At 55.0% G+C, this 23,608-nt stretch carries 21 protein-coding genes; 9 read left to right on the top strand and 12 right to left on the bottom strand.

From position 1 onward, the window contains the following. Window positions 1-102: 102 nt before the first annotated feature. The 8 genes from J0909_RS06800 to J0909_RS06765 all read right to left on the bottom strand — a co-directional run bounded on the left by J0909_RS06800 (window position 103) and on the right by J0909_RS06765 (window position 7,114). Window positions 103-753, bottom strand: coding sequence for a cold-shock protein (locus tag J0909_RS06800; protein ID WP_207261544.1), 651 nt, complete (start codon window positions 751-753; stop codon window positions 103-105). A 36-nt stretch (window positions 754-789) separates the two neighbouring features. Then, window positions 790-1,443, bottom strand: a complete 654-nt coding sequence (locus J0909_RS06795) for a hypothetical protein (RefSeq protein ID WP_207261543.1) — start codon at window positions 1,441-1,443, stop codon at window positions 790-792. A gap of 81 nt (window positions 1,444-1,524) precedes the next feature. Then, window positions 1,525-2,070 carry a hypothetical protein gene (locus J0909_RS06790; RefSeq protein ID WP_207261542.1) on the bottom strand — a complete coding sequence of 182 codons (546 nt, stop codon included), beginning with the start codon at window positions 2,068-2,070 and terminating at the stop codon, window positions 1,525-1,527. 271 nt (window positions 2,071-2,341) lie between these two features. Further along, window positions 2,342-2,605 carry a hypothetical protein gene (locus J0909_RS06785; RefSeq protein ID WP_207261541.1) on the bottom strand — a complete coding sequence of 88 codons (264 nt, stop codon included), beginning with the start codon at window positions 2,603-2,605 and terminating at the stop codon, window positions 2,342-2,344. Between the two features lie 98 nt (window positions 2,606-2,703). Further along, window positions 2,704-3,747, bottom strand: coding sequence for a tetratricopeptide repeat protein (locus J0909_RS06780; RefSeq protein ID WP_207261540.1), 1,044 nt, complete (start codon window positions 3,745-3,747; stop codon window positions 2,704-2,706). A 35-nt stretch (window positions 3,748-3,782) separates the two neighbouring features. Then, window positions 3,783-5,117, bottom strand: a complete 1,335-nt coding sequence (locus J0909_RS06775; RefSeq protein WP_207261539.1) for an SEL1-like repeat protein — start codon at window positions 5,115-5,117, stop codon at window positions 3,783-3,785. Between the two features lie 102 nt (window positions 5,118-5,219). Next, window positions 5,220-6,458 carry a DUF4384 domain-containing protein gene (locus J0909_RS06770; RefSeq protein ID WP_207261537.1) on the bottom strand — a complete coding sequence of 413 codons (1,239 nt, stop codon included), beginning with the start codon at window positions 6,456-6,458 and terminating at the stop codon, window positions 5,220-5,222. 77 nt (window positions 6,459-6,535) lie between these two features. After that, entirely contained in the window at window positions 6,536-7,114 is a 579-nt protein-coding gene (locus J0909_RS06765; protein ID WP_353616742.1) for a type III-E CRISPR-associated RpoE-like sigma factor, read from the bottom strand. A gap of 231 nt (window positions 7,115-7,345) precedes the next feature. Here J0909_RS06765 and J0909_RS06760 point away from each other — a divergent pair, with 231 nt between their 5' ends. The 6 genes from J0909_RS06760 to brnA all read left to right on the top strand — a co-directional run bounded on the left by J0909_RS06760 (window position 7,346) and on the right by brnA (window position 15,570). Next, window positions 7,346-10,348 (top strand): CHAT domain-containing protein, encoded by a 3,003-nt coding sequence (locus J0909_RS06760; protein ID WP_207261533.1) that lies wholly within the window; start codon window positions 7,346-7,348, stop codon window positions 10,346-10,348. Continuing rightward, entirely contained in the window at window positions 10,348-11,085 is a 738-nt protein-coding gene (locus J0909_RS06755; RefSeq protein ID WP_207261531.1) for a tetratricopeptide repeat protein, read from the top strand. The genes J0909_RS06760 and J0909_RS06755 overlap by 1 nt, the downstream gene beginning before the upstream one ends. A gap of 84 nt (window positions 11,086-11,169) precedes the next feature. Next, window positions 11,170-12,018 (top strand): hypothetical protein, encoded by an 849-nt coding sequence (locus J0909_RS06750; RefSeq protein ID WP_207261529.1) that lies wholly within the window; start codon window positions 11,170-11,172, stop codon window positions 12,016-12,018. Window positions 12,019-13,261: 1,243 nt separating this feature from the next. Next, window positions 13,262-14,665, top strand: a complete 1,404-nt coding sequence (locus J0909_RS18360) for a VgrG-related protein (protein WP_286181842.1) — start codon at window positions 13,262-13,264, stop codon at window positions 14,663-14,665. Further along, entirely contained in the window at window positions 14,658-15,152 is a 495-nt protein-coding gene (locus J0909_RS06740) for a hypothetical protein (RefSeq protein WP_207261527.1), read from the top strand. The genes J0909_RS18360 and J0909_RS06740 overlap by 8 nt, the downstream gene beginning before the upstream one ends. Before the next feature lie 217 nt (window positions 15,153-15,369). Then, window positions 15,370-15,570, top strand: coding sequence for a type II toxin-antitoxin system BrnA family antitoxin (brnA, locus tag J0909_RS06735; RefSeq protein ID WP_207261526.1), 201 nt, complete (start codon window positions 15,370-15,372; stop codon window positions 15,568-15,570). Between the two features lie 419 nt (window positions 15,571-15,989). On the opposite strand, the gene J0909_RS06730 is transcribed toward brnA, so the two are convergent. Beyond that, the gene (locus tag J0909_RS06730) at window positions 15,990-16,601 is read right to left on the bottom strand and encodes a TetR/AcrR family transcriptional regulator (protein WP_207261524.1); all 612 of its coding nucleotides are present in this window, start codon (window positions 16,599-16,601) and stop codon (window positions 15,990-15,992) included. 146 nt (window positions 16,602-16,747) lie between these two features. Here J0909_RS06730 and J0909_RS06725 point away from each other — a divergent pair, with 146 nt between their 5' ends. Together J0909_RS06725 and J0909_RS18545 are read left to right on the top strand one after the other, a co-directional pair. Then, on the top strand, window positions 16,748-18,223 hold the full coding sequence (locus tag J0909_RS06725; protein ID WP_207261522.1) for an MFS transporter: 1,476 nt from the start codon (window positions 16,748-16,750) through the stop codon (window positions 18,221-18,223). 96 nt (window positions 18,224-18,319) lie between these two features. Continuing rightward, a complete protein-coding gene (locus tag J0909_RS18545; protein WP_207261520.1) occupies window positions 18,320-18,466 on the top strand; it encodes an integrase core domain-containing protein in 147 nt (48 codons plus the stop codon). Window positions 18,467-18,568: 102 nt separating this feature from the next. On the opposite strand, the gene J0909_RS06715 is transcribed toward J0909_RS18545, so the two are convergent. From J0909_RS06715 to J0909_RS06705, 3 genes are all read right to left on the bottom strand, one after another. Beyond that, window positions 18,569-18,988: a hypothetical protein gene (locus J0909_RS06715; protein WP_207261518.1), complete on the bottom strand. Its 420-nt coding sequence runs from the start codon at window positions 18,986-18,988 to the stop codon at window positions 18,569-18,571. Next, complete coding sequence (locus tag J0909_RS06710; protein WP_207261517.1) at window positions 18,988-19,362, bottom strand: GntR family transcriptional regulator; 375 nt, start codon at window positions 19,360-19,362, stop codon at window positions 18,988-18,990. Before J0909_RS06710 ends, J0909_RS06715 begins: the two co-directional genes overlap by 1 nt. A 709-nt stretch (window positions 19,363-20,071) precedes the next feature. Further along, the gene (locus J0909_RS06705) at window positions 20,072-21,631 is read right to left on the bottom strand and encodes a sigma-54 interaction domain-containing protein (protein WP_207261515.1); all 1,560 of its coding nucleotides are present in this window, start codon (window positions 21,629-21,631) and stop codon (window positions 20,072-20,074) included. Between the two features lie 235 nt (window positions 21,632-21,866). On the opposite strand from J0909_RS06705, the gene J0909_RS06700 reads away from it, so the two are divergent. Further along, window positions 21,867-23,327 carry a sodium:solute symporter family protein gene (locus J0909_RS06700; RefSeq protein ID WP_207261513.1) on the top strand — a complete coding sequence of 487 codons (1,461 nt, stop codon included), beginning with the start codon at window positions 21,867-21,869 and terminating at the stop codon, window positions 23,325-23,327. Window positions 23,328-23,608: the final 281 nt, after the last annotated feature.

The following is a 23,608-nucleotide window of genomic DNA, read 5'->3' as shown; positions in this document are numbered from 1 at the left end:
TGCGTCGTGATTACCGCAGGCGACGGCGAGAGGGATGGCGGGATCGACTCTGGCTCAAGGGATGAAGGCAGCCGAGGTCATCTTAAAAGGCAATTGGAAAAGCTACCTGAGTTGGGAAATGAGAATAAAAGCCAGGATGACACCCGCTCCTACCATGAGAACCAGCGATTTCATCCTTTGCTTGCGTCTTTCCTCTTCGAGGTATTCTCGATAATTGGCGTCGACTTGCTGTAGGCGTTCATTCACTTCCCGGTTCTTTTGATCGGCCAGTTGCCTGTTACGGGTGAAGCGCTTTTGTGACATGACGACGCATTCGCCTGTGAAATTGTGGTACGAATACCGGTAATTCCCTTTTGAACGCGTCTCTTTCGAATAGACGATGTTCAATACGGCGTTGCACCCGAACCGATTGGCCATGTACGCCAGCTCGCGTTTCGCCAGGTCCAGGTCCTTGTCGCCGACCGCGACCATCGCGGAGAACAAGACATCCGTGCCGTTGGGCTTCCCCTTCCGGCTGGTTCTGAAGCCGTCGAAAATCTCCTGGTATTCGATTTGCCCGCCGATCAACTCGACATTCTTGGCGCGGTATCCTTTCGGAGTGGCCGTCTCCTCGAAGGCGACGAAGAGGTTCTCTTTGATCCTGGCTGTTGCGGGCTTGAAGTCCTGCATGTGGAAAAAATAGGATTTGCCGTCGTCTCCCTCAATGAATCCGTAGGCCTTGCTGGGGAGAAAAGTCTTGATGCGTCCTTCCATGGGCTGTTCCTTTCGATGTGACGGTTTTCAAGCGGGTCAATGCGATGCGGCGTGGAATTGTTCCAGCTCATAGGCATTGGTTTCTTCAACTGCGTTTTCGATTTTCTCGCCCGTCCGGAATGCGTCCAGATAGCCGGCGATCTTGTCCGCGCCCTCGCGGGCAATGTGTTCCCGGCTTTTTTCGTTGTCGAGCGTGTAGAGCGGGATCTCGTCCTCGATGCGCCAGACGGTTCCTTTGGGATCGAGAACATGGAGGCGCATGTGGATGAGGTAGTTCGGTGTGCCCGCGTTCACGGTCTGCTTGCCCACCTCCTTGGCCGACCAGCCGAGGAAGTAGCAGGCGTTGATCAGGACGGAAATCGGGTCCATGGGAACGGGAATCGGCGCGCTGCCGAGATCGCTATGGTCCAGCTGCTGTACGGTTCCGTAAGTCAGGAGGAGGCGCATGGGCCACTTTGCCGATTGCCGGCTGTCCGTCGCCGTCCATCCATCGTTCGACAGCTCCTTGCCAACCCTTAGGGCCAAGGGCTTCTTGGCGTTGAATGCCGAGTTGTCGGTGATTTCGAGGTGGTATGTCTCCAGCTTTTCGATGACCGGCGACGGCGTGCCCGATCCCGTCTTGCACCCGGCCAGAGAAAAAGCGGCCAATGTGATGAGCGTCAGAAGGCAGGTCGGGGTGCGATAGGTCATTGTTGCGGCTCCATTTTTTTGTCTTTGAGAGGCTGCCACCCTGAATATGATGCGGTCCAGCCTCTGTCAAACCCTGTATAATCAGGCTGCTATGTTCTGGGCGCGGTTCGTCTTGCCCAGGTTGGAAAACATGGCCGTCATCTTTCCCCCGGCGCCAAGAAAGCAGGACAGGGTGACCTCGCGGGACATCCCGAAACCGAGCGGGTTGCTGATCAGTTCGATGTGGGCGTTGTCCAATTCGTAGCGGCACGCGAGGTCGTATCCGAGGCGATGGCATCCGGCGGTCCGGACATCCCGGTCCAGCCAGAATTTCAGCTTGCCGAACGTGTTGCCGTCGGCGTCCCAGGTGATGCTGATACCGGTCAGACGGCGGGTGGGGTTGAAACGCAGCGAGAGCTTTCTGATTCCGGCATTGGCATGCATCGGGTTGCTGACCGTGAGCGTCATGCTGGAGTCGTCCGCGGTTTCATCCATGTCGCCCCGGAGCCGGTCGAGCGCGCGGCGTGCGGAGCCGTAGGGGATCACCATCTGGTCGGCGGCAACGCCATCCGTGGCGTTGCAGTTAATCGGTCCGAAAGCGGTCTTGAGCAGCAGGCCCCAAATTCTGTCGGTGAGGTGCGGGGGCATGTCGTTCTCCTGTGAATGCGGTTAGGGTTTCTGCATTCACAGTCGGGCGGGGTGGAAAAAGGTGACAAAAAAAGGGCCGCACCAGTGCGGCCCCTTTGGTTCGGCGCGAGCTCTCCTATTCTTCCGATAATGCGGCGTCGTGATGGCGTAGGGACATGATGATGATCCCGATGTAGGCCAGGCCTGCGATGATGCCGCCGTAGCCGGGAAGCGTCGTGCCGGCCGTCATCCCGAAGGCCTTTGTCGCGAGTCCCCCCGAACATGCCCGCCATCAGTTCGGCCTGCCGCATGCCGGACCAGACCGTGAGCACGGTGAGAATTCCCCCCGCACAAGGCCGATTCCCAGGCATTTGAACGGCACTTTGGTCGTGGCGCAGGAGAGTCCGATAATACCGAGAGGCAGCAGGTAGAGCAGCTTGGTCAGGTTGCCCATGTGCTCAACGCCTATGTAGACCACGTCATTGGTGGCCATGGGCAGGAAGGCTGCGATGAAGGCGATGATGCCGAGAGACAGGATGATCTTGTTGACGTTCATGGTGTTCTCCTTGGGGTGCTTGCGTTTCTGCAACAGGAGTCGGGCGTGTGGGGAAAATGTGACACCAAGGCCGCTCGGATGAGCGGCCTTGGTGTGGCTTATTGGTTAGGCTTCCATTCGCGGGCAAGCTTTTGTGCTTCTGCGATTTGGGAAGGTGTCATTTGTTTTTCAAGGTTATCTCTGTCCCTAACGGATCCTTTACAATTCACGGAAGATAAGTTGTACCACTTGTGGGCAAGAACGTAGTCTTTGATTACGCCTTTGCCTTGTTCATACATATAACCCAGCGAATTTTGCGCCGAGCAAAGATTTTGGTCAGCTGCTTTTTGGTACCAGTAGACAGCTTTTTTATAATCTTGTGGAACTCCATTCCCGAGTCTGTAGCTGAATCCTAACGAGTGTTGAGCTTCCGCATATCCCATTTCGGCAGCTTTTCGGTACCCTTTGATTCCGTTTATTTCATTTTGCAAGGATCCCTCACCATACATATCCATATAGCCGATCATATAGATGGCTCTAACATCATTCTTTTTACTCAAGTTTAAAAAGATTTCGCGGGCTCTAGCGTAATTCTTTACCTTGTATGCGATTTTTCCATCTTCATAACTGCCTGATTTTGTGCCGCATATTTTTGTTAGTTGTTCCATTGAAAAATTAACATCGTAACCCAGTGCTGCGACTTTTTGAAACCACCCTTCAGCCTTTTGGCAGTCTCGCTTAACTCCTTTTTCCTCAAGATACATGTAGCCTAGGGACGTCATTGCATTTGAATTCCCCTTTTGAGCCGCTTCCATATACCATTTACGAGCAAGGTCGTAACTGTGAAGTGGACTTGATGGCGATTCATAGAGAGAGCCAAGATAGGACATCGCGTCTGCACTTCCTTGGTCTGCGGATTTATGAAGCCACCTCTGGGCCTTTATGTCGTCCCGCATGACTCCGATTCCGGCAGAATAGAACAGGCCTACCTTTGCCTGGGCTCTCGCGTCCCCTTTTTGAGCTTCTTGTAGGTAAATTTGAAATGCCGCTTCGTAATTTCCGTCTTGGTTAAGCTGAAGAGCTTTCTCGTATGGGCTAGCGAAGGCTGTTGAGGCTGCTAAAATTATTATGGTGATAGCCAGAAGTGTATGAATCAATTTCATAGTATCTCTCTCTGCTCTGAAGTCTTACCAATAATCTAGAAGACTTCAAATTGGCTTTGGAATTTCTTTTGCTTTGCTTGCTGATCCTGAGCTTTTTTTTGAGATTTGTATTGTTGTTCCTGCCTAGGAATTGCGAACGTGAGAAAGACTGTCGTATCAGGCCAGCCCCTTTCGACAGTGATCTTTCCTTCCTCTATTTCCCATAAATAGGTGATCTTACCTACATCCGGCGTGCCATTGAAATCCATCTTGTCTCCGTATTTTTGCTCCACCATGTCTTTGACTTCGACTACTTTATTCACGTCCATGCGGTTGGGGAATACGTAGACAGCAAACGCAAAGCGCTCTTCAAGGGTGTAAAATATAATGAGCTTGCTCGTGTCGGCGAGTATCGAAGAGGAGTTGTATACGTCAGCCCAATAACCATCTTCTACGCGAATATGTGGCACATTCTTCTTGTCCAATGCCGCGCGCATTTCCTTTCGAGTAGCCGTCTCCAGCTTGACTCCGAATAGATTCAAATTGGCTAATTTTGTTGTCCTGGCTAAACAGGTCAGGGCGTAATCGGCAGCGGGGATTTTCGCTTTCTGATACCATTTTTGTGCAGCGGCATAGTCTTTTTGCTTTTCGTATATTTTACCGACTTCAAGCGGCCCCCAAGAAGCTCCTAGCTCTCCAGCCTTTCTGTACCACTTTAGTGCATTGGTGTAGTCTTTTTGCTTCTTATACAGAGCTCCTAACTTCATGGCTCCCTGCGACTCTCCAAAATCTATAGCGATTGCGTACCATTTGATTGCGTTAGAATAGTCTTTGAGTTCTTCATATAGCTCTGCCGAAAAAATGGCGCCCCAAGCCTCGCCCATGTCATAGGCTTTCATGTACCATTTAAATGCTTCGGGATAATTCCCCTGTCTTTTATACAGATTTCCCAGAGCGTTGGCTCCCTCGGCTTTTCCTTGTTCAAACACTTTTAGGTACCATTTTTTTGATTCAGAATAGTCTCTTATGCCTTTGTTCGTGAGATCTAAATAAAGAAAACCAAGGTCTAATTGAGCGGGCACATATCCTTGCTCTGCAGCCATGCGGCACCACTTAATGGCTTTTTCGAGGTTCGGGGTGTCAGCGTATGGGCCGTACATGACGCTGATACGATGTTGTGCTTGAGTGTAGTTCTGTGCCGCCGCTTTTTTGTACCAACCAAGTGCCGTGTCGATGCTTTTGGGGACTCCAGCCCCTACTTGGTACATAAAACCGATTTGTGTTTGCGCTCTTGGATCGCCTTTTTGCGCTTCACCCATGAGCATATTAAACGCGACTGTATAGTCTATCTCTTCATATGGTTTCTCTTGTTCAGATTCATAGATCTTCATGCCGTCTTCATACGTGCCAGAATAGGCAATAGAGGAGAGTGTCAGGATAAATAGTGTAAGAGTGGCGAGTTTTGAAGTATTCATTATAGACTACACTTAATTCTATAGTTCGAGTTCGATAATTATCAGACCGGGTTGATTTGTCTTGTTAACCATTGCATTGGTCTGATCAATCTTATTTAAGGCTCTTTCTGAAGCCATCAGAATGATATATTCATCCTCTCCCGGCTTCCCTATGCGCATGCGTTTGCTCTTGTCCGGGAAGACATGCGTTCCCTTTTCCAGTTTGCCGGAGAACAAAAGTTCACGCTTGTCGCTGGATTCCTGGTGGTAAAGGTAAATGTATGCTTCTTCATCCAACGTGAATCGAAGCTGGATCGCGTCACCTTCTTCTGGCGGGATGTCTCCGGGCTTGCGGACATCCGGTTTCGTCTCTTCGCCGCCTCGAACCGCCAGACCGTCCTGGTAGACAAGCATTTCCATGGTCACACCGATAGGCATGGGCTGGCCGTCCTTGCCGACCTGGGTGCCGAAATAGATGCCGACCATGAGTACCAGGGCAACCGCGCCGGAAACGGCGGGCATGCGGAACCATGAGACGAGGTGGTCCATGATGCCGGGGCCTTCCTCGGCGGAGCGGCGAATGCGTTCCATATGTTGCTGGCGTGAAACTTCGCCTGCGGCCTTCATGACGGAGGTATGGAATCCAGCTTCGGCCTTGAGATGGTCCATGAGCGCGGTGTCGGACTGGATCGCCGTCAGGACCGGGACGAGCGCTTCGGCGTCGTCCCCGGGGGCTGTCTTGTCCCAGAGTTCGTCCCAGGTCTGGATGATGCGCTCCAGGCTGTCGATGTCGAACTGCACGCATTCCGTCAGCCACGTGAACAGGAAATGGTTTTCTTGCGGGATTTGACCGAGTAGTTCCCTGCGCAATTCATTGCAGGGGATCAGGCGGCCGAAAGGAAGATCCTCGATGTCGTCGGACAGCTCGAAGACGTCTTCCATGGCGATGTCCTGAGCATGGTCCGCGGGAGCAGTCAGGTGGTCGGCGGCTTCGCATGCGTAGTTGCCGAGGTTAAACGCCGCTAGCAGGGGAATGACGATTTCGGCGTCCCCGGCGTCGAGGCCGAGGGTGAGGTCGCTGCCGTAGGCGTCCCGCGCCGTTACGAGCATTTTCACCAGCGGCTCGAAATCCGCTGCTTCCGGCAGGGACGGCGCATCGCAGGGGGAATTGAGAAGGCGGCCCCTGCCGTATTCCAGAAAACGGCACAATGCGGAAGGGAAGGCGTATTCCTTCTGGAGTGCGATCTCCGCTTTATGCATGTTCAAGAAGGCTGTCATTCATCTCTCCGTTTTCCGGTTTCAAGGCAGCGTTCATCCGATGAGTCGGGCTGCATCGAAAAAAGTGACACGTTTGATCAAAAATCTTCCCTGCCGATGCGTTCCCTGATCCACTCCCTGCACCGCTTGATCTTCTGGTTCAGCGAGTTGGACTTCATGCCCATGTCGTTTGCCATTTCCTTTTGCGTCCTGCCCTGCTGAAAATACTCGTGCAGGGAGAGAAACAGCCTGGCGCAGTTTTCCTTGGTACCATCGACCATCTCTTTGAGAATGGAGACCAAGCCTTCCAGGGAATCCTCTTCCTCGTGCTCCATGGCGACGCGGTTGTCAGCCCCGGCGTCGTATTCCACGAGCGTGATGTCGTAGTTTTTGCGCAGAAGATCCATGACCTTGTTGCGATAGATACCCTTTATCCACGAAACGAGCTTGGCCTCTCGGCGGCCTTCGTATTGGGGGAAATTTCGGATGGCGCCCGCCACGGCGTCGGCGATGACGTCCTCACGGTCCTGGGAGTCGAAACGGGGATACTTGCGAACGATGTCGATCTCAATGGCCCGGACGGCCTTGCCGAAGGCTTCGGTCAGGCCGCTGGGAGCGATGGGGCAGTCTCTGCAGCCTGAGCTGCGAGTCACACAATCAATGCAGAAATGAGCCACGGGTCGAATCCGGTAACCATGCGAGCTTCAACAATGGAGGTCGAGTCTCAGGTTGCAGTTGTGCACCGATGTCGCTTCCGGCCGAACGTCACGACTCCTTTGGTGAGCGTCGCGGAAGAAACCTTGATAGCGATGCGTCAAAACGGTATTGAGGCACTTCTAATCAGTCAAGAATACCGGTAGTTATCGCATGTTGATTCAAATGGCTATTAGATAATCGGGGAGGATGCGTTGCAACCTGGTGGCAAGAACACATATCGGATTTCGGCCGTTTGGCTCATCTGCCTCGTCTCGGCGCTCGTCGCCTGCCCGGCCCTGGCCGCCAAGCTCCCGCAGAGCTTCTTCGCCGTCAAAGCCAAGATCCCCATGATCGCCCTCGAAGGATTGCCCGCCAGGGACGCCGAGCTCTATACGGAATACTACCAGGCGCTTCACGACTGGGATGGCGGAAAAGCGCTTCCCATCATGAAAGAGCGCGTCGAGCTGGCGGAAAAGTCGATGCCGCCCAAGATACGGGCGCTGCTTCTGGCCGAATATGCCCAGCTGCTTTTTTCCACGGGCGACTCGGATGCAGGTCTCAAGGCGGCGAAGGGTAGTCTTAGGCTGTTGCCGCAACTCGACAACCAGGGGCAACGGACCGTTTCATTCGCCCTGATCTATGTGTGCCGCGACAGGTTCCTTGCCGGGGACCTGGGGTCGGGCGAGGCCATCCAGGAGCCATTGTTCAAGGAGTTGAAGTCCACGCTGCCGCCGCAGGTATTTCCGAAGATGGAACGGATGTTCCTGGGACAGGTCTACAACGCCTACAGGGAGCGATATGTGCTCTCCGACGCGCGTGTCGCCATTCTGGAATCATGGCTGTTGGAGAAGCCGGATCAGATCGACCTCAAGTTCGAGAGCGAGATCCGCCTGCTTCTCGCCATCCAGTACCGGATTCGGGGCGACCTCCCGAAAATGGAAAAGCACCTGGAGCGGGCGCACGCCATCTGGCGGGACCAGCCCGACAAGGAATACCGCCTGTACCAATATCATGCCCTGCTGGGCGACTTCTTCCTGGACTTCGGCAATCCGGAGGCGGCTCGCGCGGAGTATGAAAAGGGATTGGCCCTGGCCGGGAAAAACTATGTATCCGCGGACATGCGCGTGACAGGCCTCCAGGTGCGGCTGGCCAAGGCCCTGCTCGCCGAAGGCAAGTCCGGAGCGGCGGAAAAGCTTTGCCGGGAAGTGGTCCGGACGGTGACCGACAACCGGGGGCAGTTCGCCTACGAGGTGGCCCAGGCGTATTCGATCCTGTCCCGGATCGCGGCTCTGGGCAGGGACCGGGAAAAGGCCTGGAAACTGCTGAACCGTGCCAGGGAAATCGCCGAGCGGGTCATTCCCGCCGACCATCCGGAGCGGTGGGCGAACCGCATGGCGTTCGCTCGGGACGCCCTGGCCCTGGGTCGTGCCGGGGAGGCGGCCGAGGCCGCCCGACAGGTCATTGAGGCATGCCAGGACCTGGGCGGCGACGACAACCCCCTGACCTTTGCCGCCCTGTCCACGCTCGGCCGGGCCGAACTCGCCATGGGCAGGGAAAAGGACGGGTACGCGACGCTTCTCCGGGCGGAGCGGGTCGGCATCCGGCAGGCGGACATGGCCCAGCGCCTGCCGTCCGAGGCCCAGCGCAAGGCGTATCTCACCTCCTCCAAGGGCAACATCGAGCTGCTTCTCCGCGCCGGGGACGCCTCGCTTGCTCCCGGGCAACTCTATGCGGTCTGGCTCAACCGCAAGGGCGCCTTCTTCGAGTCCCAGGCCCTGTATCGGCAGGCCCTCGTAGGGGGAACCGGGGCGGAGGCGGAGTTGGCCTCCCTGCGTTCCCAACTGGCCTACGCGGCGTACGCCCCCTCTTCTGAAGACCGCAACGGCCGCGCGGTCATCGCCGAGCTGACGGCTAGGCGGGACGAACTCCTGCGCACCCTGCACCGGAAGAACCGGGAGGCCGGGAGGCTTGGCGTCACGCCGGAATCGCTTTCCCTGCCCGCGAATGCGGCGCTGGTTGATTTCGTCCACCTCCCCCCGGCTGCGGAGCGGCCCGGCGGCTACTGGGCCTTCGTGGTCCGGCCCCATGGCGACGTCCGGCTGGCCGCCCTGGGCAACGCCGGTGAAGTGGATGACGCCATCGCCGCCTGGCGCGGGGAGATCGTCAAGGGAAGCCGGGCCGACGCCTCCGTCCTGGGCGCACAGGCCCGGCGGCTGCGGACCCTGCTGGTCGATCCCCTGGCCCCGGCCCTTGAAGGCGCCCGGCAATTGCTGGTGGTTCCGGACGGTTCGCTCCAGCGGTTGCCGCTGGAGATCCTGCAACGGGAGGACGGCGCCTTTCTGGCCGAGCAGTGGTGCATCACTTATCTGGCCACGGCTAGGGAGCTGGCCCGGCCGAAAATGCCGGGCAAAGGAGACGGCGCGGTCGTCATCCTGGCCAACCCGGACTTCGGGACCACGGCCGGGGCCGGCGCGGGCGTTGCGGAGTCCCCCAAGCCCGGCGGCGACAGCCGGGTGGTGCGGCTCTCCCTTGCGCCCCTGCCGGGCACCGAAGCGGAGGGCCAGGCCATCCGGGCGCTGGCAGGCAAGGACGCGCAGCTCTTCACCGGGGCCGCCGCCAGCAAGTCGGCCCTGTTCGGCGTGCGCCGCCCCAGGGTGCTGCACCTGGCTACCCACGGATTCTTCCTGGACGACGGGGACGCCGCCGTTACCGGCGGGCGGCGCTCCTTCCGCATCGAGGCGAGCGGGAACGACTCGGTCCAGGCCTGGCTGTCTCCCGCCGCCGATCCGCTGCTTCGGTCGGGCCTGATCCTGGCCGGGGCCGCTGACGCCGAGAACGGGAACCGCCTGGCCGCGCAGGGCGTCCTCACGGCCGAGGAGGTGCTGGGATTGGACCTCGCGGAAACGGAACTGGTGACGCTGTCGGCCTGCGGCACAGGGCTGGGGGCCATCGTCGACGCCGACGGCGTGTACGGCCTGCGGCGCTCGTTTCTCCTAGCCGGAGCGCGCCATCTAATCGTCAGCCTGTGGAGCGTTCCCGACGAGGAAACGCGGCGGACCATGGTCGACATGTATGAACGTTTTCTTAACCAAAACATGCCGGTGGACGAGGCCTTCCATCAGGCGATGCTGGATCGACTCGCCGCCGAGCGGAAGGCGGGTCGTTCGGGCAATCCCTTTTACTGGGCCGGATTTGTCATCTACGGAGATCCCTGATGCGTTGGACATGGATTCTTGCGGTTGTGATCCTTCTCGGAAACGTCTTCGGCGCGGCGGCGCAGGACTGCGGTCCCATGGAGGAGGCCCTCCGCCGCTATGACGCCCTTCGATTCGAGGAGGCCTTTCCCGATCTGAAGTGCCGGGCGTTGCAGGGCGACCGGGAGGCGCAGTTCCGCACGGGCGTGATGTGCCGCTTCGGCCTGGGCGTGGAGCGCGACGACGCCGAGGCGATCCGCTGGCTCACAGCCGCCTCGGAGCAGGGCCACATGGCCGCCCGGTTCGGACTGGCCCAATGCCTCCAGATGGGCCTGGACATGGACCGCTCGCCCGAGGAGGGCCTGCGGGAAGCCGCTCGGCTCACCGGGGAATGCCGGGACGGGGACCTCAATGCCTATGCAAACGAGTACCTGGGAGCCGTGGTCGCCGTCCTGCAACGCAAGGTCGTCCCGGAGATCAACCAGGGGCAACGGATCCTGGACGGCGGCAAGGGGAACAGGGAGGAGGTGCAGGTCCACTTCCACGCGGCGGAGCAATGGCTGGCCTGGCTGACCCACGCCGGACCGCCGGTTTCGCAAAACGCCAATGGGCTGCTTGGCCATGTGTATTCGCAATATTTTCTCTATGGCCTGACACCTCTTTATCCGGATTTGTACAGCAAGTCCGAACGGATACTGAAGGGGAGAAGCCGCGCGATCGATTTGAACCAGCTTCGCCGCACGCAGGGAATGCCATAGGCGCGTCACTTTTTCCGCGCGTGTCCGACTCCTTGTGCAGAGGCCCGGAAGGGGCCTGAGAAAGCACAACACAAGGAGTCTGAAATGCGAACCACGTTTATCATTCTTTTCTGGCTGATCCTGTCCCTGGCCGCCTCCGGCTGCGCCATGAAGAACACCGCCGAGACCTTCTCCGCCGACGCGGGCGTGTCCGGCGACATTTCCTGCTTCAAGGGAAAGAAGGTTGCCGTATTCGCCCGCTGGGCGCCGGACTATCCCAAAGAGCCGCTTGCCCAGCACCCCTATGTCGCCACAGGATACAAGGACATCCTGGAAAGGACCGCGAACAACGGCTCGAAGCTCAACGAGAGCACGGCGGGGCAGGCCGTGCTGTCCTCGATGCAGACCGAAAACCAGTTCCAATACATGCTGGCGGCCGCCCTGGAAAAGGGCGGGGCTGTTCCGAATCTCGTACTCATCAACCCCGAGGCATTCAACGGGACGAAGAGCAGGGAGCAGAGGGAGGCCGAGGCCGCACGCCTGTTGAAGGTCATCGAGCGAAAGCTGGCCGAGGATGGATACGACTACTTCGTCCTCGCGTCCGACCGGAAGGTTATGCCCGGCCAGAAGTCCATTCTGGAAATCGACGGGCACCACGGATCGGAAGCGCTGCGGGGATTCCTGACCCTCGGGCTGGACGCGCTGGTCGCCTCGGACACGGACACCCATACCTATTCCTGGTTCCGGAACGTGACGGTCAGGGACCTGCGGCAGGGACAGGTCGTGTATGAACAGAAATTCCTGACCAACGAAAGTCGGGACATCTCCGTGCACGAGGGCAGCCTCGTCAAGACGCAGAGCAAGTACGTGGAGACGCTGCGGTTCGAAACGGACATCCACAAGAAGGAAGTGCGGCAGGTCGTTGATGACATGACCCGAAAGCTGAGGTCATAAGTCGGAAACAAACAAAGCATCATCCGCCCGGCAGGCCATGCTTGTCGGGCGGAAAACATTGGCGGGACCGACCTCATTCGCGGTTGGGGACCCCATTTCCGTCCTGAGATGTGCCCGCCTTATCCTTGATCTAGCAAAAGCAACGACATTCAAGGCCTTCCGCACATCATGCCACAGCGTATCTCAGATATAGCATTCAAGAGGTAGTGGGTTGTCATGATCACTTTCCTCTCGAAAACATCACGTGTCACCCAAGTGTCATTTGCAGCGGCAACTATAGTTTTTATGGCGAATATGGCATTTTCAAGCCACTGAAATAACGAAGGTAAGCGACCTTCTGATTGATTGTTTACGGCCTTTCACGCCGAAATTTTCTCTACACATTCGCGTCGAGGATCCGAGACTTTCGTGTCCGCTATGTGTCCGCTCAACTCTCGACGCCAAGCNGAAATAACGAAGGTAAGCGACCTTCTGATTGATTGTTTACGGCCTTTCACGCCGAAATTTTCTCTACACATTCGCGTCGAGGATCCGAGACTTTCGTGTCCGCTATGTGTCCGCTCAACTCTCGACGCCAAGCAAAAACGACGACATTCCGCGCTTTCCGCACACCATGCTACAGTGTGTTCCGAAAAGGCTTGGCGGCGAATAAGTCCTGTTTAATTGTTATGTTACGTTCTATTGTAAGTTGAATGTCCCCAAGAATGGCATTCAAGAGGTCGTGGGTTCGATTCCCTCCAGCTCCACCAATGAATTTGAAGGCTTAGAAGGTTTTCCTTCTAAGCCTTTTTTCGTGGAATATACAAAAGAATATACAAATGATATCGGGTGGTGTAGCGCGGCGAAATGTTTTGGCACTTGCCGCATTTGGTTTTAACACCCCCGGACGGTTGTCCGGGGGTGTTTTGTTTGGGGTTTAACAAGTGGTTAAATTGCCTCCGGCTTGGGGTACGGGTGGACCTTGAGGGCCAACCTCTTCCGCCAACTTTTTTTTAAGCCTCTTCATCAGAACCCTGTCAAGTTGCTTTCTTATGCTTTTTTTGTCCTTTTAGTATCCATTTTACCCGTTTTCATCCTGGGGCGAAAACCGGGGTTAGGATGTCTGGTCTTTGAAAAAACTACATCCTGATAGGAGGAACTGAACTATGTTTGATTTTGGAAAATCACTTCTCACCATGAACCCCGATGAGCAGAAGAAGATGCTCGACAACGCCCCCCCGGCCAGCGCAAGACTGCCTTGGAAATGGGCATCGGCTTCAAGAATCATAACCAGCAGCAACAGCAGCGGCAGCAGAAGCGCGACGCCTACCATGACCTGGATCGGCTCAACACTATTGTTGAGAAGGAGAATGAGGCTCATGACTTCTTCAGAAAGGGGCTGGGTGACTGGCAGAAGAATGTCACCGGCAATCAGCCGTCCAAAGATGCTACCAACCTCAAGAAGCAGTTCGATGACTATGAACATTCCGTTCTCTCCGCTGTCCCCAAGGGCGGCAAGCGGCACGAGGCTCTCTCGAAATCGCTGCCTGACATCAAAAAAGGCTTCCTGCAACAGGGCCATCAATTCGCCCTGGACAAGCTTAACGAGCGCTCCCGGAATGCTCTCGACAAGGGCTTGCAGCGTCTCGCCAAAGGAGCGCTTGGAGCCAACGATGACAAAGGAGTCCAGGCTCACGACGATGCCGCTTTCGATCTCATCAACAAGTACGTACTGTCCGAGGCCAAGTTTGATGAGAAGGACGCCGACGCCATGTACGATAAGTACCTGGGATATGCCGGTGTTGACGTAGAAAAAGCACGAGCGTCTGAGGGTGAGAATATGGCGGGTGCCAAGCCAGGCTTCAGGATGGAAGATGCCGAGATGCTTGCTGCGAACGATACTGGTACTGTAAGTGATGCCGGTGGGAAGGATGAGCCTGAAAATGCCGAGCTTCAGAACCGTGAAAAAGTGAGGAGGCAGGAGCAACAAGATGCCCATAAGCAACAGAATTCAGATTCAAATGTTCCCGAAGGACTTGGTGATCTGTCAGGAAAGTATGAATCGGGCAAAGACGGATCACATGCCATTTCTTCCGGTGAAGAAGATTTGGGTGGCAAGTCTTATGGAAAGTACCAAATGACGAGCGTACATAATGGTAAAGCTGGCGGTACAGCCCAAGAGTTTGTGACCAGTGAAGGGTTTCCTTGGAAAGACGAGTTTAAAGGACTCACCGCAGGATCAAAGGAGTTTGATAAGCAGTGGGAAAAATTGGCCGATGATCATCCGGAAGAGTTTGAGAAGTTGCAAGATAAGTTTATCTATGACACTCATTACGTACCTGTTGCAAAGAGTGTTAAGGAATATGGGCTTGATGCTGACAAGCAATCAAAGACGTTGCAGCAAGTGTTTTGGTCAACGGGCGTTCAGCATGGACCTAATACAGATGTTGTGAAAAAGGCAGTTGAAAATCTCAAAAAGGAGAATCGCTTCGATCCTACAAGTGGAGAGTTCGAGGCCGACTTGATTGATGCCATTTATGAAGAAAGGAAAACACGATTCGAAAGTTATTCTGAAGAAAAACAACGGGTTCTCAAAAATAGATTTGATCGTGAAAAGCGAGATGCCCTGAATGCGTTGAAAAATGAACGTGGAAAAAGTGATGAATAGAGTGATATACAGAGTTGTTTTAGCCTTTGTTTTTTCCTGCTTTCTCGTAAGTATCGCTGCGGCAGAATCCTTTTCGGGGGTATACTTAAATGTGCATGATAGCAGTGGTGCACATTCACTGGTTTACATAGACGAGAAAGATGGGATTGCAACCATTCGTCTCATAGGCGGTCACGCAGGCAAGCGTGAAGACGTGTTTGCCCCATCGGATTGTGAGATACTTGCTAAAGGTACAATTGAAGAAGGGCGTGTTGAGGCAAAAATAACGAGTTCAGACTATCCGAAGGATTTGTATGTCTACATAGACTTCGGGGATGACGAATTGGTTGTGGAGTATGCTGATGCTCAATTGGGCGGCTGCGGAATGTACACAAGATTCTACGGTGTCTATCAGAAGTACTCATGCTCAGAACTCAAGAAGAAGTTCCAGAGGGATTTGCCACATTACCGGGAGCATCCCAAAGACTTAGAAAATCTTTGTCAGTAGATAATCGAGAGGGTGAGGCCGCAACCTCACCCTTTTCGTTGCTTAATTCAAAACAGTGTACTTCTGATATAAAATGTATACCATTTCATCAAGAATACTAGCGTATAAGGACAAACTCCTGGCCATCGTCCAAACCAAAGGATACCGTCATGGGAATTCCGGTGAGGACATTGTTGGCCTATGTCCGTCCGTTCTATGAAAACTAGCGAGGTGGGTTATGAAGTCCAAGGACAGCTTCGACAGAAGTGCCGAATCCGATACCTTTGACCGTGAGATCAAGCGAGTGAACGTGGATTTCCCGGTGTGGATGGTCAAGGAAATGGACGAGAAGGCCCGAAGACTCGGTATTTCCAGACAGGCTTTGGTCAAGGTCTGGATATCCGATTGTCTCCGGTCCGAGAACAAGATGGCCCTGTAGAGTAGGGCAACTGGGAGGCTGGATATACTACTTCTATACCTCCCAGGAATATACAAATAATATACCTTTTGCCCGCAAATATACCCTCGGTGTATATTCCTCGCTAAAAACGATAAGTATTCCAAACAACTACAAATGATGACCTTGAATGGCATTCAAGAGCTCGTGGGTTTGATTCCCTTCAGCTCCACCACGAATATTATTGGCTTAGAAGATTTTGTCTTTTAAGCCTGTTGGGGTGGAATGTACTAAAGAATATTCAGATGCCATTGGTTGGATGGAGGATGAGAGCTTCCAGATTCCAGGCCAACTCACCGCTACATCTGTTCTAACAACCAACGCTCCTCCTGGGTAAAGTTTGTCAGGTCTTAACACATGTTTTCAGCCGGTTGCTGCCGGGCAGAGCTGGCGCGTATAGCCTACAGAAGTAAGCGGCGTAACGAGTCGCTTGTTTGTTCAATCAGTACAGTTGCATTTTTGAGATCCCTTGCAATGGCGTCATCCATAACGCCGTGTATTGCCGAGTAGATTATTGTGGCGGTCAGGTGGGGGAAAGAAAGCGTCCATGCCCCCTGCGCAACCCCTTCCTCCAACAACTGCTCAATCTGTCGGGTGATTGCAACGCGGTCTTCATTGGTCTTTTGGGCATGCACCGAGTGGTAGACCAAATTATGTAAAGCGACTGTTGCGAGATATGCCTCCGCATAGGCGTGAATCCAGGCATGAAACCTTTTGTCTGCCAGGTTGGCGGGAAAGGCTTTGACTTTTGCTTCGACAGTATCCAGGAAATATCGAGTGTAGCGACTCTTGAGCGCGTCGAGAACTTCATCTTTGGACTTGAAATAATGGTAAAACCCTCCCTTTGAGAGCTTTGCCGCCTCAAGGATATCGTTTACCGTTGCAGCTTCGTATCCCTTTTTCAAGAAGACTGCCTCAGCCGTGTCGAGCAGGAACATGCGGCGTGTTTCCCTGACTTTTGGCAGCCCATCCATCTGCTTGGGCGTTGTACGCCCACCGTCTTTCTGGCTCATGCTGAATATCCCCCGTATCGATTAAGGTCTAATTCTCACAACCAAGCCGGGAAATCAAAGTCAAACATGTTTACAGACCGACCGTCGGTTTGTTATGCCCTGCTCAAATAAACCAACCTTAAAGCCAATTCAATTTGGGGTATTAGATGAATAAAAAAATGCTAGCACTCGTCTCGGCTGCCTATCTCGGAACATTTATGGCGACTTTGGACATCAGTATCGTAAACGTTGCCCTTCCCGCCATCCAGCAAAGTCTCAACGTATCCATGGGGGGGATGCAATGGATTATTGATGCCTACGCAGTTTGTCTTGCCGCTTTTTTGCTTGCCGCTGGCGGATTAAGTTGCAGGTTCGGCATGAAGCGGGTTTGGATGCTAGGCATAGCGGGTTTTGTTTTTTCTTCATTTGCATGCTCGGTGGCTGACAGTCTCCATCTGTTACTCCTTGGACGAGGTTTCCAGGGGGGCTTTGCGGCTTTGATCATTCCAGGTGCGCTTTCCATTATTTTTCAGTCCATCAAAGATGAGCGGGCGAGATCGCGCATTGTCGGAGGCTGGTCCGCATGCACGGCAATCGCCTTGATCTGCGGACCTGGGCTTGGTGGCCTCCTGGTTGATACTGTCGGGTGGGAGGGAATCTTTATTCTCAATATCCCGATTGGGGCCATTACTCTGTTTCTTGGTGCCTGGGGAATACGCGAATTTGTCGCGGAAGAGCGTCTCCCCCTTGATATCGCCGGGCAAGTATTAAGCGTTTTGTTCATTGGCGGCATGGTTTACGCTCTGATCGAAGCCGGTGGCGCAGGCGGTGGCTTGTCGCCGTTGGTTTTGGCCACTTTTTCAATCTCCCTCGTCTTGTTGCCGGTGTTCTTTTTCGTTGAAAAAAGGGCTGTTCAACCTCTGGTCCCTTTTTCACTTTTCAAGTCTTCGGCATTTTCTTTGTCGAACATCGCGTCTTTTTTCTTGGGATTTTCATACTATAGCAGCCTGTTTTTCTTGTCTCTTTTCTTTCAAGAGGCTCAAGGATTGACCGCGACGCAAGCCGGTAGCCGGATGGTGCCGGCTTTTGCGTTCACCGCCATAGCGTCGTTCTCGTTCGGGAGGCTGAGCGCACGGTTCTCGGGCCAGAAGCTTTTGGTGGCAAGCTATCTTCTGATCGGGATTGCCATGAGTGCGCTCGGGTTCTCAATTGCGACAACGCCATATTGGTATACCGGACTTTGCCTCTGCTTACTCGGAGTTGGAAGTGGGCTTGCTGTTCCGGCGACCAGTGTCAGTGTGCTGAATCATGCGGATAGCGGGAATCTTTCGATCGCATCATCTGTCATGAACGCGCTCAGGCAGGCAGGGATGGCATTCGGCATTGCAATTCTGGGCTCTATAATGAATATCACGTCTCTTTTTTCCGCTAGGGAAAAATTGTCTGTAGCAGGTGTGGAAGACGCTGTCTCGAGGGCTCACTCACTCATGATGGGAAGGCAACCAATTGGACAGCACGAGATTGATATTTATCACACTGCCACAGCATATGGTTTCAATTGGGCCATGTTCATTGCCGGAGGAGCTTGCCTCGCCGTCGGAGTCGTTCTTGCCCTACACGGGAGTCGATGCAGACAAGATTGACGCTTTCAGAATGCGGTGGGGGAGATCGTCCAGTTGGCTAGGCCCTTAAGGCGGTCGCAAGCCGTTTCAAAGTAGGTTTGAGGGCGTTCCACTCCGATGAACTGGCGACAGGACTACAATGAGAGTCGCCCTCACTCGTCCCAGGACAACCTGACGCCCATGGAGTTCGCCATCCATTCCGGGCAATTGTCCGGAATGGATGGGCTGGAAAGACGCCGGGAACTCACACAAGCCCGGACCTAAATCGGGGGCATCTCAAAATTGGCGGGAAGCCTCTACTACTAGCTGACCCTATGATGGGGGACTTTACCAATATGCAGATGCATCAGGAAAATGTGAATTGAGTTATTCTTCAGAAACATATGCGGGAACGACAAGGAGTGCCAGGAAACTGCCGTACAGCATGCTTATGAAGCCAGTGGCCAGGGACCGGCCGAGGTGTGAGAGGTCGGAGACGTCGCCTAGAGCGGAAATGACTCCCAGGATTAAATAAAACAAGCCGCTGAAGAGAGCTGAGAGCATGACGGTTTTTGCGGCAGATTTCCGAAAGCCGGCAGCGTGCATTTTGTCAATGAGAATCAGGGAAGCGATGGCGCTTATGCTCCCGCGAAACCCGAAATTACAGATCAACGCCCCAAGGCATGTTCCGGCCACTACCAGCGAGCTCGGGATATCGAGAAAAAACGGCCCGCCTCCCGAAAGCCACCCGGTGCCAATGGCTAAAAGCAGAATAAGCCCTAGACCGCAAAAGTATGATAATCTCATTAGCTTTTCTCCTTATGCGCTTCATCGCTTTTCAAGAGTTCCAGAATTTGTTGCTCTGACAGGCCGAGTAGGGATGCCCGCTGCCGGATGATAGGGATTTCATGTTCGGTGAATAACGTTTCAATATATGCGCGACAGATGCTCGGGGCATCGTCGGTGACTACACTTCCTTTCCCGTGCAGAGGTCTGATGATCCCCAAGTTCCGCAAATGGGCATGGGCATTTGCCGCCGTGTTTGGCGTGACCCCCATGCGGATTGCCGTCTCCCGTACTGAAGCTATCTTGTCCCCGGGCGATAAGCTTCCTTCGACAACTTGTTCAATGAATTGTTCCGCAATTTCTATATATTTGTTTTTCTTCGGCGGGCTTAGCATGTTGCTTTTCTGTGTTGTGTACTGGTGTTCTAGAAGAGTAGTACACTTTGGAGATATTACTGTCAATTGCCTCCGGATTGTTCCGTCTGCCGGGATATACCCAAGGCAACGCTGAGTTTTGGGAGTGGGATAATTATCTATTCTCGTTTGGTAATTTTCTGGTCGATCAGCCACTTAATCTTTCCCCGGCGCTGCGGGGCGGTAGCTCGGTTGGGAGAACGCTTGCATGGCATTCAAGAGCTCGTGGGTTTGATTCCCTCCAGCTCCACCAAGAATTTAAAGAGGTTATCCAGTGTTTTGGATGACCTCTTTTTTGTTGTGGGGTGTTATCCGATACCTTTCTTGCTTTCGGTAACTGCTTGTCCTCATTGTAAGCTGACGTCCAATCTGAGAAAATCGGCCACGTAAATTGAGAAAATTTGCGTGGCCGATTTTTGGTTTGGCATGGCGGGTGCTATGCGCGGTGTTTGATGGGTGGAGAGAGTGTCTAGTTGGCGGAAGCTGTAAGCTGTAGGCTGACATATAACTTGCGGGAATCGGCCACCCGGGTTGAGAAAACCTGGGTGGCCTTTTCCCTGCGGCGCGGGGGAAACCTTGGGTGCGGGAGGGAGATGGTGGGTTTCGGCTCGGGCCCACGGGATTGTTTCAAGTCAATGCGCAGTTGAAGCGTTCGGCTTGCGGCATAGAGAGAAGAGGCCTTTTCGCCGTCTTAGCGCGTGCCACTCTTCGAGTTGGCCTGTTTGCGATATGAAATGCCGAGTTTGTCCATGCGGCTGCGTAGCGTGTGCGGGTTGATCTCCAGAATTTCGGCGGCGCCGCCCGGGCCGTGAATCTTGCCGTCCACGTTCTCCAGAACATAGTTGATGTATTTCCGGTTGATCTCATCCAGCGGGACGAGTTCGTCCAAAATCGGCAACGGCGCAGTGCGATCGGAGTTGGTCTGGACCCCGAAATTGAGTTCCGGAAAGGTCAGCGGCCCTTCGGGGTTGTTGATCATGGCCCGTTCGATCACGTTGGCGAGTTCGCGGACGTTGCCGGGCCAGTTGTACCCGAGCAAAACATTGATTGCCCCGGGGGCGAGCGTCGGCGGGGCGATGTTCATGTTCGTTGAGCATTTTTTGATGAGGCTGTCGGTCAGCAATTGAATGTCGCTTAGCCGCTCGCGCAACGGGGGAATGATGATCGGAAACACGCTCAACCGGTAATAGAGGTCCGCCCGAAACCGGCCATCGGCGACCATGGCTTCCAGGTCGCAATGTGTGGCCGCAATGACGCGAACGTCTACATGGCGGGTCGATGAGCCGCCGATACGTTCGATCTCGCCATTCTGCAGTACCCGCAGCAGTTTCGCCTGTGCGCTCTGTGACAGCTCGCCGACTTCGTCGAGAAACAGCGTGCCGCCGTCCGCGCGCTCTATGCGGCCGATATGCGTGATGTGAGCCCCGGTGAAAGCCCCTTTTTCATGCCCGAACAGTTCGGTGTCCAGGAGGCTCTCCGGAATGGCGCCGCAGTTGAGCCGGACAAACGCCCTGTCGCGGCGCGAGGATTGTTCTTGCAACGCGGAAGCCACCACATCCTTACCGGTGCCGGTTTCGCCGAGGATCAGCACCGGAGCGTTGGTGTTGCCCACCTGCTTGATGCGCCGGACCACATGCTGCATCCCGGCGTGGGCGCCCACGATGTTCGTCGTGCTCCAATTGCTCAGCCGCTCCTTCAGGATGCGGTTATCCTCCATGAGCCGGTCTTTCATCTGCATGATCTCCCTATGGTGCAAGGCGTTGGACACGGCGATGCCGAAGGTGGAATGCAGCATTTCGAAGAGCTCGGCGTGCTCCCAGGTGTAACGGTCCGGCCCTTTTGCAAGGGCGACCACATCGCAGATACGCTCCTCCTCGATTTTAACCCGCATGATCATGTGGGAGTATTCATGCGGGCCGAAGATGGGGACCAGGGCCTCCTGGACGAGGACGCTGATTGGGTCTTCTCTGAAGTTGTTGTAAATTTTGAGATTCTCGTTTTGAAGCCATTCGGGTATGCCCCGGTATCTCTTTGGGATGGGGATGAGGATGCTCGAGGCCATCTTGATCTTGCCGTTGGTGGTGGCGGCGATGCGCAGGGAGTTGAGGCTTCCCTCCCACAGATGGATGGACATGATGTCCATGGGCATCAGCGTCTGCATGAAACGCAGGCATTTGGTCAGCGCATCCTCGATGATGAGCGAACTGGTGATGGCTTCCACGCCGTTTCTGAAGAAAGTGTTCTTGTCCACTGAGGCTCCATATTTTTGGTATTTCACAATATGGCCTTTTTTTGTGAAATACCACAACGAATTTCCCATAATATTCTGATATTTCCTATTCTTCTGGAACCTGTTGCTGTAATATCTTAAATTACAACTGGTTACGAAATGGCACGCCATTTGCCAAAAGCGTGACTAAATAAGGGAAAACGCCCGAAGGCGAAAGCCTATACGGCGACAAAGGCCATAGCAGGAGGTAATCGGAATGGGAGCTGTTAGTCACTGGGGTGTCTTATTGACAGTCCTGGCCTACGAGGTGATCGTGGTCGTGGGCATCGGAGCATTCATCAAGGCCAGGGAGCGCAAGAGCGCGGTCTGTGAGACCGGCGGATTTACCCTGGCCGGACGCAGCCTTCCCTGGCCGGTGGTGGGGGTTACCCTGGCCCTGACCGTGCTGGGCACCCCGCATATCTTCGGCGTTCTGGAGATGACCTGGCACATCGGCGCCGTGAGCGTCTGGTTCGGCCTTGCCCACGTGGCCCTGCTGGTGGTGGCCTGCACCTCCACCGGTCTGTGGGCCCGTCGCCTGAACATCACGACCATGCCCGAAATGCTGTCGCTCATTTTCGGCGACACCGCCCGGCTGATGGTCAGTTGCGTCATGGCCGGCATGGTGTGGGGCATCCTGACCCTGGAGGCCCAGGGGTTGGGCATCATCATCTCCACCATCTCCGGCCTGCCCATTGCCCAGGGCGCCGTCATCGGCGGCATCATAGGCACCCTGTACGTGGTGCTCGCGGGCATGAAGGAGATCGGCTGGGTCAACCTCATCAACTGTTTCATCATGTATGTGGGGCTGATCCTGGCTTTCGTGTACATTTCCATGGGCATTCCCTTTGACGGGTGGGACGGCGTGGCCGCTGTCTACATGCAGCACGGCAATGAATTCATGCTCTCCACCCTGGGTACGCCCGATCTGCTGCTCACCTTTGGCCTGGGCACCGTGCTGGCCACCGTGACCTGTCACTCCGTGGCCCAGCAGCTCATCCAGCCCGCCCTGGCCGCCAAGAGCGAAAAGACCATCAAGAAGGCCCTGTGGCTGGCCGCGCCCCTCAACGGCTTCTTCTGCGTCTTCGTGGTCTGCATCGGCCTGGCCGCCAAGATCGACCCCAGCGTCAGCGCCCTCGGGCCCAAGCTGGCTGGTCCGGCCATGTTCATGCGTTACCTGCCGCCGTGGCTCATCGCGCTGCTTTTCGCCACCTTCCTGGCGGCCGTGCTCTCCAGCTTCGCCGCAGCCGTGCTGGCTCCGGCAACCATCTTCACCATCGACATCTACAAGAACCTCTTCCGCCCCAACCTGTGCGAAAAGGAAGAGGCCTTTGTCACCCGGGCCGGGATCATCGTGCTCGCCGTGCTGGCCATCATCGCGGCCGGGAACATGCCGCCCATCGTCAGCGCCATCAACTGGCTCTTCGCCTGGATCACCCCGGTGTTTTTCCTGATCATCTTCGGTCTGTTCTGGCGACGCTCGGGAGCGGCCGCAGTCACGACGCTTCTGGTCAGCTGGATCGTCAATATGCTCTGGAGCTTCACCCCGCTGCCCGTGGCCATGGGTATGGCCGACATCCCCAATGTCTACCCCACGCTGATCTCCAGCCTGGTGGTGTCCGTTGCCCTGCTGTCGGTCGCGCGTACGGAGCGCGGGTTGTTCCTCAAGCGGGCTTAACCAAGAAACCAAGGAGGAGATCATCATGTTGTTCTGGCACATATTTGGAGCCGTGGCCGTCTGCATCGTTGTTCTGGTCATCGGGGGGCTCGGCCTTTCCCAGGTACTCGGCCGCAAATTCGACTAACCATACCGCAAATCAGGAGAGAAGGATGCTTGCCACATTTTGGATGATGATGGTCATGGGCGTGATGCTGATGTTTGGCGTCATTGGACTGGCGGGAACCGTGCTCAAGGCGAAACGCCAGAAGTAGTCCAATGCGCTATAAAACGGGACAAAG

The sequence above is a fragment of the Desulfovibrio sp. Huiquan2017 genome, assembly GCF_017351175.1.
Lineage (GTDB): Bacteria > Desulfobacterota > Desulfovibrionia > Desulfovibrionales > Desulfovibrionaceae > Pseudodesulfovibrio.
Note: the sequence above shows the minus strand (reverse complement) of the source record. Positions and strands in the feature narration are given on the sequence as shown.

Coding starts and splice junctions, on each gene's coding strand:
- J0909_RS06780 (WP_207261540.1), bottom strand. CDS start 3,747: ATGAAATTGATTCATACACTTCTGGCTATCACCATAATAATTTTAGCA.
- J0909_RS06795 (WP_207261543.1), bottom strand. CDS start 1,443: ATGACCTATCGCACCCCGACCTGCCTTCTGACGCTCATCACATTGGCC.
- J0909_RS06710 (WP_207261517.1), bottom strand. CDS start 19,362: ATGCTAAGCCCGCCGAAGAAAAACAAATATATAGAAATTGCGGAACAA.
- J0909_RS06750 (WP_207261529.1), top strand. CDS start 11,170: ATGCGAACCACGTTTATCATTCTTTTCTGGCTGATCCTGTCCCTGGCC.
- J0909_RS06740 (WP_207261527.1), top strand. CDS start 14,658: ATGAATAGAGTGATATACAGAGTTGTTTTAGCCTTTGTTTTTTCCTGC.
- J0909_RS06755 (WP_207261531.1), top strand. CDS start 10,348: ATGCGTTGGACATGGATTCTTGCGGTTGTGATCCTTCTCGGAAACGTC.
- J0909_RS06715 (WP_207261518.1), bottom strand. CDS start 18,988: ATGAGATTATCATACTTTTGCGGTCTAGGGCTTATTCTGCTTTTAGCC.
- J0909_RS06800 (WP_207261544.1), bottom strand. CDS start 753: ATGGAAGGACGCATCAAGACTTTTCTCCCCAGCAAGGCCTACGGATTC.
- J0909_RS06700 (WP_207261513.1), top strand. CDS start 21,867: ATGGGAGCTGTTAGTCACTGGGGTGTCTTATTGACAGTCCTGGCCTAC.
- J0909_RS06790 (WP_207261542.1), bottom strand. CDS start 2,070: ATGCCCCCGCACCTCACCGACAGAATTTGGGGCCTGCTGCTCAAGACC.
- J0909_RS18545 (WP_207261520.1), top strand. CDS start 18,320: ATGAACTGGCGACAGGACTACAATGAGAGTCGCCCTCACTCGTCCCAG.
- brnA (WP_207261526.1), top strand. CDS start 15,370: ATGAAGTCCAAGGACAGCTTCGACAGAAGTGCCGAATCCGATACCTTT.
- J0909_RS06730 (WP_207261524.1), bottom strand. CDS start 16,601: ATGAGCCAGAAAGACGGTGGGCGTACAACGCCCAAGCAGATGGATGGG.
- J0909_RS06725 (WP_207261522.1), top strand. CDS start 16,748: ATGAATAAAAAAATGCTAGCACTCGTCTCGGCTGCCTATCTCGGAACA.
- J0909_RS06785 (WP_207261541.1), bottom strand. CDS start 2,605: ATGAACGTCAACAAGATCATCCTGTCTCTCGGCATCATCGCCTTCATC.
- J0909_RS06775 (WP_207261539.1), bottom strand. CDS start 5,117: ATGAAGATCTATGAATCTGAACAAGAGAAACCATATGAAGAGATAGAC.
- J0909_RS18360 (WP_286181842.1), top strand. CDS start 13,262: ATGGGCATCGGCTTCAAGAATCATAACCAGCAGCAACAGCAGCGGCAG.
- J0909_RS06770 (WP_207261537.1), bottom strand. CDS start 6,458: ATGACAGCCTTCTTGAACATGCATAAAGCGGAGATCGCACTCCAGAAG.